Source organism: Streptomyces sp. NPDC052701 (genome assembly GCF_040678355.1).
Classification (GTDB): Bacteria; Actinomycetota; Actinomycetes; order Streptomycetales; family Streptomycetaceae; genus Streptomyces.
In genome coordinates, this window is record NZ_JBFATO010000018.1 from 112,963 (window position 1) to 125,282 (window position 12,320).

Annotated in this window: 11 protein-coding genes; 5 read left to right on the forward strand and 6 right to left on the reverse strand. The window is 74.6% G+C overall.

What is annotated here, in order from left to right; all coding sequences use genetic code 11:
* Positions 1-3: 3 nt before the first annotated feature.
* The gene (locus tag AB0L29_RS21525) at positions 4-906 is read right to left on the reverse strand and encodes an endonuclease/exonuclease/phosphatase family protein (protein ID WP_365829307.1); all 903 of its coding nucleotides are present in this window, start codon (positions 904-906) and stop codon (positions 4-6) included.
* A gap of 221 nt (positions 907-1,127) precedes the next feature.
* Between AB0L29_RS21525 and AB0L29_RS21530 the strand changes: the two genes are divergently transcribed.
* The gene (locus tag AB0L29_RS21530) at positions 1,128-2,423 is read left to right on the forward strand and encodes an aldolase/citrate lyase family protein (protein ID WP_365829308.1); all 1,296 of its coding nucleotides are present in this window, start codon (positions 1,128-1,130) and stop codon (positions 2,421-2,423) included.
* Positions 2,424-2,512: 89 nt separating this feature from the next.
* Here the strand turns inward: AB0L29_RS21530 and AB0L29_RS21535 are convergent, their stop codons facing one another.
* A complete protein-coding gene (locus tag AB0L29_RS21535; RefSeq protein ID WP_365829309.1) occupies positions 2,513-3,562 on the reverse strand; it encodes a LacI family DNA-binding transcriptional regulator in 1,050 nt (349 codons plus the stop codon).
* A 206-nt stretch (positions 3,563-3,768) separates the two neighbouring features.
* Here AB0L29_RS21535 and AB0L29_RS21540 point away from each other — a divergent pair, with 206 nt between their 5' ends.
* The 3 genes from AB0L29_RS21540 to AB0L29_RS21550 all read left to right on the forward strand — a co-directional run bounded on the left by AB0L29_RS21540 (position 3,769) and on the right by AB0L29_RS21550 (position 6,365).
* On the forward strand, positions 3,769-4,722 hold the full coding sequence (locus tag AB0L29_RS21540; RefSeq protein ID WP_365829310.1) for an ROK family protein: 954 nt from the start codon (positions 3,769-3,771) through the stop codon (positions 4,720-4,722).
* Between the two features lie 214 nt (positions 4,723-4,936).
* The gene (locus AB0L29_RS21545) at positions 4,937-5,179 is read left to right on the forward strand and encodes a hypothetical protein (RefSeq protein ID WP_365829311.1); all 243 of its coding nucleotides are present in this window, start codon (positions 4,937-4,939) and stop codon (positions 5,177-5,179) included.
* Positions 5,180-5,321: 142 nt separating this feature from the next.
* Positions 5,322-6,365 (forward strand): NUDIX domain-containing protein, encoded by a 1,044-nt coding sequence (locus AB0L29_RS21550; protein WP_365829312.1) that lies wholly within the window; start codon positions 5,322-5,324, stop codon positions 6,363-6,365.
* A 94-nt stretch (positions 6,366-6,459) separates the two neighbouring features.
* Here AB0L29_RS21550 and AB0L29_RS21555 read toward each other — a convergent pair whose 3' ends face one another.
* Positions 6,460-7,170: an MBL fold metallo-hydrolase gene (locus AB0L29_RS21555; protein ID WP_365829313.1), complete on the reverse strand. Its 711-nt coding sequence runs from the start codon at positions 7,168-7,170 to the stop codon at positions 6,460-6,462.
* 63 nt (positions 7,171-7,233) lie between these two features.
* Positions 7,234-8,589 (reverse strand): dipeptidase, encoded by a 1,356-nt coding sequence (locus AB0L29_RS21560; RefSeq protein ID WP_365829314.1) that lies wholly within the window; start codon positions 8,587-8,589, stop codon positions 7,234-7,236.
* A 227-nt stretch (positions 8,590-8,816) separates the two neighbouring features.
* On the opposite strand from AB0L29_RS21560, the gene AB0L29_RS21565 reads away from it, so the two are divergent.
* The gene (locus tag AB0L29_RS21565; RefSeq protein ID WP_365829315.1) at positions 8,817-10,052 is read left to right on the forward strand and encodes a geranylgeranyl reductase family protein; all 1,236 of its coding nucleotides are present in this window, start codon (positions 8,817-8,819) and stop codon (positions 10,050-10,052) included.
* A 281-nt stretch (positions 10,053-10,333) separates the two neighbouring features.
* On the opposite strand, the gene AB0L29_RS21570 is transcribed toward AB0L29_RS21565, so the two are convergent.
* On the reverse strand, positions 10,334-10,612 hold the full coding sequence (locus AB0L29_RS21570) for a DUF6332 family protein (RefSeq protein WP_365829316.1): 279 nt from the start codon (positions 10,610-10,612) through the stop codon (positions 10,334-10,336).
* 178 nt (positions 10,613-10,790) lie between these two features.
* Positions 10,791-12,281, reverse strand: a complete 1,491-nt coding sequence (locus AB0L29_RS21575; RefSeq protein WP_365829317.1) for an MFS transporter — start codon at positions 12,279-12,281, stop codon at positions 10,791-10,793.
* Between the last annotated feature and the right edge of the window lie 39 nt (positions 12,282-12,320).

A 12,320-nucleotide genomic window follows, 5' to 3' on the forward strand; every position in this document is an offset into this window, starting at 1 on the left:
CCGTCACAGGCTCAGCGTGGCCCGCACCGGCAGATGGTCGCTCGGGAACTGCCCGCCCACCGCGAAGGTGCTGGTCGACGCCCGGTGCACCGTGACGCCCGGCGTGACCAGGATCCAGTCGATGCGGGGGCCGCCCGGCACCAGCGGCTCGTACCCGTGGAAGGTCCCGTACGGCTCGCTCCGTTCGGCCGCCGCGTCCCAGGCGTCGACGAGGCCGGCGCCCAGCATGATGTCGTAGACGGGGTCGCCGTGCGCCGCGGCGTTGAAGTCGCCGGTCACCACGAGCGGCAGGGAGCCGTCGAGCGCCCTGATCCGCCGGCCGATGAGGGAGGCGGCCCGCGCGCGTGCGTACGGGCCGGCGTTGTCGAGGTGGGTGTCGAGCACGTGGAACTCCCGGTCGCCGTCGCGCAGGTCGCGGAAGCGCACCTGTGTGACCATGCGGATCGAGGCGCCGCCCCAGGTGTTGGAGCCGATCACCTCCGGGGTGTCGGAGAGCCAGAAGTGGTCGTACTCCAGCGGGGCGAGCCGGCGCGTGTCGTAGAAGATCGCCATGAACTCGTCACGGCTGCCGCCCGCGCGCCCGGTGCCGATCCAGTCGTAGTGCGCGCCGAGGTCGGCCTCGATGTCGCGCAGCTGCCGGTAGAGGCCCTCCTGGGTGCCGATGACATGAGGGCGCTCGCGGCGCAGCAGGTCGCGCATCACCGGTCGGCGGGCGGCCCAGCTGTTGGGCTCGGCCGTGCTCGCGAAGCGCAGGTTGAACGACATGACCTCCAGGGGCCCGCCCCGGCGCCCCTCCGCGGAGGCGGGCGCGGGGGCGGGTGCTGTACTGGAGAGCGGAAGGGTGGCCGCGGCCGCCAGCGCGGTCCTCAGGCCCAGACGGCGCGTGACTCGGCTGTGGTCGGGCACAGGAGCTCCTTCTGCGAGCCGGGGCGGCTTCCGGGCGAGCCGTGCGGGGACGAAGCGCGCTGGCGCGCGGTTCTGCGGAAGACGGTGCCAGAAAGACGTGAACATGCCGAGACGTGGGAGCGGATCGGGACGCGGGACGGTGTTGACCGGCGAGAAGGCCGCCCGATAGCTTCACTTCACGGATCGCCGATTCCGCAAAGCGGAAAACGGGAGGATGTCGGATGGGCCGGCAGGAGAAGGTGGCCACGAGCCTCGCGGGTACCGTCAGCGAGGAGATCGGCGCCCTTCTCGCACCGGTCGACGCCGATCTGGAGCGCCGCTACCCCGGAGACCCCGGCACCCGCCAGCCCGTCCACACCGTGTACGTCCCCGGCGACGCCTTCACCGCCGGCACGATCCGCTCCTGGGGCGGCCGGGCGCTCGCCCTCCTCGACGCGCACGCCCCGGACCCGGCCTCGTTCGCCGCCGTCCTCGGCCTGTCCGACGAGCTCGCCGAGCCCGTCCACGCGCGCGTGCGCGCCAAACTGGAGCGCGAGCCGGTAGAGGACCTGCGCGTCGACTTCGAGGACGGCTACGGCCACCGCCCCGCCGCCGAGGAGGACGAGGCCGCCGCCCGCGCCGCCCGCCTGATCGCCGAGGCGTACGCCGAGGGCACGGCGGCACCGTACATGGGCATCCGCACGAAGTGCCTGGAGGCACCGGTGCGCCACCGGGCCATCCGCACCCTGGACGTCTTCCTCACCGGCCTGATGGAGGCCGGTGGCCTGCCCGACGGGCTGGTCCTGACCCTGCCCAAGGTGACGTACGCCGAGCAGGTCACCGCCATGGTGCGGCTGCTGGAGGCCTTCGAGGAGGCGCACGGGCTCCGGCCCGGCCGGATCGGCTTCGAGATCCAGATCGAGACCAGCCAGGCCATCCTCGCCGCCGACGGCACCGCCACCGTCGCCCGCATGATCCAGGCCGCCGGGGGGCGGGCCACCGGCCTGCACTACGGCACCTTCGACTACAGCGCCTGCCTCGGCGTCTCCGCCGCGCACCAGGCCGGCGACCACCCGGCCGCCGACCACGCCAAGGCGATCATGCAGGTCGCCGCCGCGGGCACCGGCGTACGCGTCTCGGACGGCTCCACCAACGTCCTGCCCGTCGGCCCCACCGAGAAGGTCCACGCCGCCTGGCGCCTGCACCACGCTCTCACCCGCCGGGCTCTCGCCCGCGCCTACTACCAGGGCTGGGACATGCACCCCGGCCACCTCCCGACCCGGTACGCGGCCGTCTTCGCCTTCTACCGCGAGGGCTTCGAGCAGGCCGCCGGCCGCCTGGCCCGCTACGCCCGCCGCGCCGGCGGCGACGTCATGGACGAACCCGCCACCGCCAAGGCCCTCGGCGGCCACCTGCTGCGCGGCCTGGACTGCGGCGCCCTCGACCTCGCCGAGGTCACCCGGCTGACCGGCCTGACCCGCGCCGGCCTGGAGGGCTTCGCGGCACCGCGCCGGGACGGCCCGGTGGCCCCCGCCTGACGGGCGCCGCCGGGGCGCGGCTTCGTCACGGCCGGCGCCGTCGGCCGGCCGCCGGCGGGTGGTGGACCGGCGTTTGCCCCGCGGGCCGCTCAGTCCGCCGGCGGCAGCTCGCCCGAGCCGCGGGTGATCAGCCGGGTCGGCAGCTCGATGCGCTCCGGGACGGGCAGGTCGCCGTCCAGCTGGCGGAAGAGGCGCTCGGCGGCGGTGCGGCCGAGGGCCGCCGCGTCCTGCGCGACGACCGTGACGCCCGGCTGGAGCAGGTCGGCGAGCTCGATGTCGTCGAACCCGACGAGGGCGACGGGACGGGCCTGCTCGGCGAGCACCCGGATCACGGTGACCGTCACCCGGTTGTTGCCGGCGAAGATCGCGGTGACCGGCCGCGGACCGCGCAGCATCTCCTCGGCCGCCCGGCGCACCCGCTCGGGATCGGTGACGCCCAGGGACATCCAGGCGTCGTCCACCGCTATGCCCGCGTCCTCCATCGCGGCCCGGTAGCCGCGCAGCCGCTCGGCGGCCGTGTGGATGCGGGGCATGTCGCCGATGAACCCGATCCGGCGGTGCCCGTGGGCGATCAGGTGGGCCACACCGTCGCGGGCGCCGCCGTAGTTGTCCGACAGGACGACGTCGGCGTCGATCCTCCCGGCCGGCCGGTCCACGAACACCGTGGCCACGCCCGCCTTCAGCTCCGGCTCCAGATACCGGTGGTCGTCACCGGCCGGGATCACCACCAGCCCGTCCACGCGCCGCGCGCACAGCGCGAGCACCAGCTCCTGTTCGCGGTCCGGGTCCTCCGCGCTGGAGCCGTTGATCAGCAGCGCGCCGTGCGCGCGGGCCACCTCCTCCACCGAGCGGCTCAGGGGCCCGTAGAACGGGTCGGCGAGATCCTCCAGGACCAGTCCGATGCTCGCCGTGCGGCCCTTGCGGAGTACCCGGGCGCTGTCGTTGCGGCGGAAGCCGAGGGCCTCGATGGCCTCCTGGACGCGCCGCTCCGTCTCCGGGGTGACCCCGGGCTCCCCGTTGACGACGCGGGAGACGGTCTTCAGTCCGACACCGGCGCGGGCCGCGACGTCCTTCATGGTGGGACGGTTGCCGTAACGCGTTCCGGAGAGGCGGTCTGCTCGGCGGGCGGTGTCGGGCACGATGCGGTGTCCTGTCCTGTTCGTCGGGTGCGGATGCGTCGGCGGGGATGCGGCGGGCCGTGTCTTGTATGAGGATGTGGCGTCGAGCATAGAGCCTGGACAACGTTGTCACGCGCGAGGGAGACTGTCCACCGCAATCTCCGGCCCACGTCCCCACCGCTGGACCGGCCAGCCCTTTTCAAGGTTGACGGGGAGATCCGACACTGATGCACACCGACCTCGTGGCCGCGCTCGACATCGGCGGCACCAAGATCGCCGGAGCTCTCGTGGACGGCCACGGCCGGATCCTGGTCCGCGCCCAGCGTCCGACGCCCGCGCAGGAGGACGGCGAGCGGGTGATGGGGGCCGTCGAGGAGGTGCTCGGCGAGCTCACCGCCGCACCGCTGTGGGGACGCGCCACGGCCGTCGGCATCGGCAGCGCCGGCCCCGTGGACGCCTCCGCCGGCACCGTGTCCCCGGTGAACGTGCCCGGCTGGCGCGACTACCCGCTCGTCGCGCGGGTGCGTGCCGCCGCCGGGGGCCTGCCCGTCGAGCTGATCGGCGACGGCGTGGCGATCACGGCGGCCGAGCACTGGCAGGGCGCCGCCCGCGGCCACGACAACGCCCTGTGCATGGTCGTCTCCACGGGCGTCGGCGGCGGCCTGGTCCTCGGCGGGCGGCTGCACCCGGGACCCACCGGCAACGCGGGCCACATCGGTCACATCAGCGTCGACCTCGACGGCGATCCCTGCCCGTGCGGCGCGCGCGGCTGCGTGGAGCGCCTCGCCAGCGGCCCCAACATCGCCCGGCGGGCGCTGGAGAACGGCTGGCGGCCCGGCCCGGACGGCGACGCCTCCGCCGCCGCGGTGGCCGCCGCCGCCCGGCTCGGCGACCCGGCCGCCGTGGCCTCCTTCGAACGCGCCGCCCAGGCCCTGGCCGCCGGCATCGCGGCGACCGCCACCCTGGTCGAGATAGACATCGCCGTGATCGGCGGGGGAGTGGCGAAGGCGGGCGACGTCCTCTTCGCCCCGCTGCGCGAGGCCCTCACCCGCTACGCGACCCTCTCCTTCGTCCAGCGCCTGACCGTGGCACCGGCCCGGATGGGGACCGACGCGGGACTGGTGGGCGCGGCGGCGGCCGCGCTGGGGAAGAGAGCGGACGCGGCTGCGGCCGGAGTGTGAGCCCGCGGGCCGCCGCGGCGTCCGCAGGAACGTTCAGGCGACGTCCGCAGGAACTTTCAGACGGAGCCGACTGGCGGGGACGGCACGAGCGCGCCGGCTGCGGGAGCGAACACGGCCGCCGCGCCGTACCGGTGAGTGCGCCGGGCGCGGGCGGCCACCGGGTCCGGCCGGACGGGTGCGTGACCCCGGGCCCCTCCCCGCAGTTGTGACGGGCATGAAGAAGCGCAGCATGCTCGCCATCGCCTCCCTCGCCACCGGCTTCGTCGTCGCGGCGGTCACTCCGTCCCACGCCCTCGGCAACGGTCTGGGCGCCCTCGGCGTCGACGACGCCCTCGGCACCCTCGACAAGGCCGCCGTCGCCGGGGACAGCCTCGGGCTGGAGGACCTCACCGGGGACAAGGCCGGGAACGCGGCCGGGAAGAAGGGCGCCGGGAAGGCCGGGAAGAAGGGCGGCTGACGGGCTCGCACAGCCGGACCGCGGCGCCGGCGCCCCGCAGGGAGGGGCGCCGGCGCCGTTGTCGTGCACCCTCAACTGGGGCTGGTTTCCGTGGCAGGGTGGAGCGGGCAAGCCACAGGGGGCCAACAGAAGAGGGGGACCTGTGACCGTCGTCTGGATCAACGGTGCGTTCGGTGCGGGGAAGACCACCATCGCACGGGAACTGATCGACCTGATCCCGAACAGCACGCTCTTCGACCCCGAGGTCATCGGCGGAGGGCTCCAGCACCTGCTGCCGGCCAAGCGCCTGGCCGAGGTCGGCGACTTCCAGGACCTGCCGATCTGGCGACGTCTCGTGATCGACACGGCGGCGGCGATGCTCGCCGAGCTCGGCGGGACCCTCGTGGTCCCGATGACCCTGCTGCGCCAGGAGTACCGCGACGAGATCTTCGGCGGTCTCGCCGCGCGCCGGATCCCGGTCCGGCACATTCTGCTGGCGCCGACCGAAACGATCCTGCGGGAGCGAATAGCGAGCCGTGAGATACCGCGGGACCTTCCCGAGGGGGAGATGCGCGTGCGGCAGTGGTCCTACGACCACATCGAGCCCTACCGCACCGCCCTCGTCTCCTGGCTCACCGCCGACGCCCACCCGATCGACACCAGCGCGCTCACCCCCCGCGAGGCGGCCGCCCGCATCGCCGAGGCGGTGAGCGACGGCTCCGTGCCCGCCTGCGAGATCGTGCAGACGCCCGAGCCCACCGCCGAGACGCTCGCCGCCGGCGTCCTCCTCTTCGACGAGCACGACCGGGTGCTGCTCGTCGACCCCACGTACAAGGCCGGCTGGGAGTTCCCGGGCGGTGTCGTCGAGCCCGGCGAGGCACCCGCGCGGGCCGGGATGCGCGAGGTCGCCGAGGAGACCGGGATCCGGCTCGGCGACGTACCGAGGCTGCTCGTCGTCGACTGGGAACCGCCGGCGCCCCCCGGGTTCGGCGGCCTGCGCCTGCTCTTCGACGGTGGCCGCCTCGGCACGGCCGAGGCCGGCCGGCTGCTGCTGCCGGGGCCGGAGCTGCGCGACTGGCGCTTCGTCACCGAGGAGGAGGCCGCCGGTCTGCTGCCCCCGGTGCGCTTCGAACGGCTGCGCTGGGCGCTGCGGGCGCGGGAACGCGGGGCGGCACTCTACCTGGAGGCCGGGGCACCGGTCGGATGACGCCGTCGCCGGGCCGCGGGCCCTCCCCTTCCCTTCCGCGAGCGGTTCCCGGGCGGTCCGCGGGAGGTCTTGGGCACCGGCTCTGGTGGCGGTGTCAGACCGGTGTCCGGTCCGCCATCCCGCGCAGCGCCGCCGACGCCCCTTCGGTCACCGGATCGCCGTGGCCGAAGCAGGCCACGTCCGTGTCGAGGGCCGCCAGCCGGTGGCAGGCGGCGAGCACCCGGGAGCGGTCGAGGTTGAACACGCCCGGCAGCACCGTGCCGTCCACCGGCGACGCCGCGATCGTGTCCCCGGTGAACAGCACGCCGTGCCCGGGGAGGTGGAGCGCGATGCTGCCGTCCGTGTGGCCCGGGACGTGGACGACGTGCGCCCCGCCGCCCACGTCGAGGACGTCGCCGTCGGACAGCTCGGTGACCGCCGGCGGCCGCGCGTAGGGCCCCGGTGGCAGGAGCTTCACCGCCTGCTCGTGGAGGGGGCGCTCCCAGTCCTCGAACACCGGCGGCGGGCCGGGCGCGTCGCCCCGGACCACCGGCGCGTCCAGACGGTGGGCCAGCACCTCGGCACCGCTGAGGGCCGCGAACTCGGCCGCCCCGCCCGCGTGGTCCTCGTGGAAGTGGGTCAGCAGGATCCGCCGCACGTCCCGGGGGTCCCGGCCGAGGGCGGCCACGGCCCCGGCGATCGGCGCGCCGGAGCCCTTCGGCCCGGCGTCGATCAGCGTCAGCGCGTCCCCGTCGCGCCAGAGGTAGGCCTGGCCGACGGGGAAGCGCAGCAGGTGCAGCCGGGGGAGGAGTGCGATGACGTCCATGGGGGACGACCGTAGAGAAGGCCCCCGCCCGGGGGCGAGGCCTTCTGCTGGGGGCAGAGCGGCTCAGCCCGCCGCGTAGTTGCGCAGGAACAGCGCCTCCGCCACCGACAGCCGCTCCAGCTCGTCCGGGCTGACGCTCTCGTTCACCGCGTGGATCCGGGCCTCCGGCTCGCTCAGGCCGATCAGCAGGATCTCCGCGCGCGGGTAGAGGGCGGCGAGGGTGTTGCACAGCGGGATGGAGCCGCCCTGGCCGGCGTAGCTCATCTCCTGGCCGGGGTAGGCGACCGCCATCGCGTCGGCCATGGCCTGGTACGCCGGGCTGGTGGTGTCGGCGCGGAAGGCCTGGCCCTGGCCGATCTGCTCGGTGCTCACCCGTGCGCCCCACGGCGTGTGCGCCTCCAGGTGCGCCCGGAGCAGCCCGGTCGCCTCGGCCGCGTCCACCCCCGGCGGCACGCGCAGGCTGACCAGCGCGCGGGCGCTCGCCTGCACGGACGGCGTGGCGCCGACGACCGGCGGGCAGTCGATGCCGAGGACGGTGACGGCCGGACGCGCCCAGATCCGGTCCGCGACCGTGCCGGAGCCGATCAGTTCGACGCCGTCCAGCACCTTGGCGTCCGCGCGGAACTGCTCCTCGTCGTACTGCAGCCCCTCCCAGGTCGCCTCGCCGGCCAGGCCGTCGACGGTGGTCGAGCCGTCCTTCGCGCGCAGCGAGTCCAGGACGCGGATCAGGGCGGCCAGCGCGTCGGGCGCCGCACCGCCGAACTGGCCCGAGTGCAGGTTGCCCTCGAGGGTGTCGACCCGGACGCGTACCAGGGTCATGCCGCGCAGGGTGGAGGTGACCGTCGGCAGGCCGGCGCGGAAGTTGCCGGCGTCGCCGATGACGATGGCGTCGGCCTCCAGCAGCTCCGGGTGCTCCTCGGCGTACCGCTCCAGGCCGCCCGTGCCCTGTTCCTCGGAGCCCTCGGCGATCACCTTGACGTGGACGGGTATCCCGCCGTTCGCCTTCAGGGCGCGCAGCGCGAGCAGGTGCATGATCACACCGCCCTTGCAGTCGGCGGCGCCGCGCCCGTACCAGCGGCCGTCGCGTTCGGTCAGCTCGAACGGCGGTGTCGTCCAGCCGGCCTCGTCCAGCGGCGGCTGCACGTCGTAGTGGGCGTACAGCAGGACGGTCTTCGCGCCCGCCGGGCCCGGCAGGTGGCCGTACACCGACTGCGTGCCATCGGGGGTGTCGAGCAGCGCCACGTCCTCGAAGCCCTCGGCGGTGAGCGCGTCGGCGATCCAGCGCGCGGCGCCCTCGCTCTCGCTCCTCGGGAACTGGCCGAAGTCCGCCACCGACTTGAAGGCCACCAGTTCGGTGAGCTCCGCCTTCGCCCTGGGCATCAGGGAGGCGACGGTCTCGGCGAGCGGATTCGACGACATGGGCACGCTCCTTGTGGGTGCGACGTTGTCCTTGTGAGTGCTTCTGCGTACGTGATGATCGCGCGACGCGGGCGTGCCCCGGTGCAGGGGGGTGCCCGCGCCGCCGATCCTCCCACAGCGGCTCGTGGTGATCGCCGCCGTAGGATGCGGGAGACGGGTCCCCCGCTCGAGCCAAGCCGAGCGTCCGGGGGAGCGGCAGGCGGCTTGATCGGGAGCAGTAGACCATCGTGAGCAGCGAGAACTCTTCGGCGGACGACGTGCGGCAGGTGTGGGACGTCGTCGTGGTGGGCGCGGGACCCGCGGGCGCCTCGGCCGCCTACGCGGCGGCGGTCACGGGGCGGCGCGTGCTGTTGCTGGAGAAGGCCGAACTGCCCCGGTACAAGACGTGCGGCGGCGGCATCATCGGCCCCTCGCGCGATGCGCTCCCGCCCGGCTTCGAGCTGCCGCTGAAGGACCGGGTGCACGCGGTGACGTTCTCGAACAACGGCCGCTTCACCCGCACCCGCCGCTCCCGGCAGATGCTGTTCGGGCTGATCAACCGGCCGGAGTTCGACCAGCAGCTCGTCGAGCACGCGCAGAAGGCGGGCGCCGAGCTGCGCACCGGCGTCACCGTCCAGCGGGTCGAGCAGCACGGCTCGACGGTGCCGGACCGGCGTACGGTCGCCGTCGTCCTGCAGGGCGGCGAGGTGCTGCTCGCGCGGGCCGTCGTCGGCGCGGACGGCAGCGCCAGCCGGATAGGAGCACACGTCGGGGTGAAGGTCGACCAGGTGGACCTGGGCCTGGAGGCGGAGATCCCGGTGCCCGAGACGGTCGCCGAGGACTGGAAGGGCCGGGTGCTCATCGACTGGGGCCCGCTGCCCGGCAGTTACGGCTGGGTGTTCCCCAAGGGGGACACCCTGACGGTCGGCGTGATCTCGGCGCGCGGCGAGGGCGCCGCGACCAAGCGGTACCTGGAGCAGTTCATCGGCCGACTCGGGCTCGCCGGCTTCGAGCCCAGCATCTCCTCCGGCCACCTGACCCGCTGCCGCGCCGACGACTCGCCGCTGTCGCGCGGCCGGGTGCTGGTGTGCGGGGACGCCGCGGGGCTGCTGGAGCCGTGGACGCGCGAGGGCATCTCGTTCGCGCTGCGCTCGGGACGGCTGGCGGGGGAGTGGGCGGTGCGGATCGCCGAGGCGCACGACGCGGTGGACGCCCGCCGGCAGGCCCTGAACTACGCCTTCGCCGTCAAGGCGGGACTCGGCGTCGAGATGAGCGTCGGCAAGCGGATGCTGGCGGCGTTCCAGCGCCGCCCCGGCCTCTTCCACGCGGCGCTGACCGGTTTCCGGCCGGCGTGGAAGGCGTTCAGGGACATCACGCGGGGCTCGACCTCGCTGGGCGAGATCGTCCGCACCCACCCCCTGGCCCAGCGCGCCCTGACCGTGCTGGACCGCCACCCGGCCGCGAGCGGCGAACCGCGTCCGTGACGGCCGGCGGGTGACGGCCGGCCCGTGACCGTCACCCGGGCGGTGGCGGTCGTGGCGGTGTCCGAGCCGGCCCGGGCGCGGCGCGGGCGGTGGGCGAGGGAGCGGACCGAGCGGGCCCGGGCGGCGTGGCGGCGCACGGACCGGGAACGGCCGCGGATCGCCCGCGAACCGCACGACGCCCTCGCGCGCAGCGCATCCGTCACCGACGTCCCGGGACGACACCCAGGCGCTGTCGTCCATCACTCCGGGCTCGCGGGACGGGCCCGGAGCGACGGAGCCGCCTACCGCCCGCCGTCACCGGCTCCCGCCGGGCCCCGGGTCCGGAAGCGGACCAGCACGGCGACGACCCGGGCGACGAACAGCACGGCCGCGAGTCCGGTGCCCGTGCCGAGCAGGACGTCCGCCACGCCGTCCGGCAGGTCGAAGAGCAGGGCGGGACCGGCGGCGGCCCCGAAGACCACCGCCGCGGCGAAGGCCGCGCTGCACAGCGCGTAACCGATCTCGACGGTGATCGCGTCCCGGTCGGCCTGCGTCCGCCGTCCCCCGTGGCTCGTCGTCATGCCGTGAGTGAAACAGGCGTGCGCCCGGCGGGGCAAGCGGCCCCGCCGGGCGCACGGCAGGAGGCGGTCCCTCCCCCCGGGCCCTGTCGCCGGGCTCCCGCCCGCTCGGCACGCCGGGAGCACGCACCCGCGCCGCCGGGCCCGCCCTCCGGGCGGACGACGGGAGTTCGACGACGGCCTAGTCGCGGACCGGCACACGCTCCGCTTCCGCCTCCGTGGCGGTGGACCTGGCGACGACCACGGACGGCCGGGGCCGGGGGGTCCGCAGTCCGGAGAGGCTGAGCAGCAGACCGGCGGCGGCGACGAGCGTCACCACCACCAGCCCGGGCCGGTAGCCGTCGAGGACGGCCTGCGGGGTGGCGTTCGCGGCGTCGCCGGGGGTGTTCGCGGTGATCACGGCCGTCACCACGGCCAGGAAGATCGCGCCGCCCACCTGTACCGAGGTGTTGAGCAGGCCCGAGACCATGCCCTGCTCGTGCTCGTCCACGCCGTTGGTGGCCTGGACGTTGAGGGAGGGGAAGGTCAGGGCGAAGCCCGCGCCCACCAGCAGCATGGTCGGCAGGATCACCGTCGCGTAGACCGGGTCGAGGTCGATGCGCAGGAACAGCAGGTAGCCGGTCACCATCAGGGCGAAGCCGAGCACGATCAGCCGTGCCGTGCCGAACCGGTCGATGACGGCGCCGACCTTGGTCGCGGACAGCGCCACCAGCGCGCCCGCAGGCAGGAAGGCCAGCGCCGTGTGCAGCGCGGACCAGCCGAGCAGCTGCTGCATGTACAGGGTCACCATGAACTGGAAGCCGATGTAGCTGCCGACGAAGGTCAACGCACCGAGCTGGGCCCGTACCTGGGGGCCGGAGCGCAGCACCCCGAGCCGGACCAGCGGGCTGGGGCTGCGGCGCTCGACGGCCACGAAGGCGGCCAGCAGGGCCACGACGGCGGCGAAGGACAGGACCGTCCGGGCCGAGCCCCAGCCGGCCTCGGGCGCCTGGACGACGGTGAAGACGAGCAGCAGCATCGAGGTGGTGCCGAGGACGGCGCCGGGGATGTCGTAGCCACCGCCGCCGCGCTCGCGCTCGGTGCGCGGCAGCAGCCTCAGGCCGGCGGCCAGGGCGATCAGGGCGACGGGCACGGGCAGCAGCATCGTGAACCGCCAGCCGGCCTCGGTCAGCAGGCCGGAGAAGACGAGCCCCATCGAGTAGCCCGTGGCGCCGCAGGTCGTGTAGATGGACAGGGCGCGGTTGCGCAGCGGGCCCTCGGGGAACGTCGTGGTGATGATGGACAGGCCGGCGGGGGCCGTGAAGGCCGCGCTCAGGCCCTTGACGAAGCGGCTCGCGATCAGCAGCGGACCGGAGTCGACGAGCCCGCCGAGCAGCGAGGCGACCGCGAACACGCCCAGGGCCACCAGGAACACCTGACGCCGGCCCAGCAGGTCGGCGGCGCGTCCGCCGAGCAGCAGCAGGCCGCCGTAGCCCAGGATGTAGCCGCTGACGATCCATTGCAGCGTCGAGGTGGACAGGCCCAGGTCGGCGCCGATGGACGGGAGCGCCACGCCGACCATCGACACGTCCAGGGCGTCGAGGAACATCGCGGCGCAGAGCACCAGCAGGGTGCCCCACAGCCGGGGAGTCCAGCGTCCGTCGGACGCGGGAGCGGTGAGCGGAGAGGTCATGGCCGAGAGGCTACATGCACGTGCATGAGATGCAAGTGC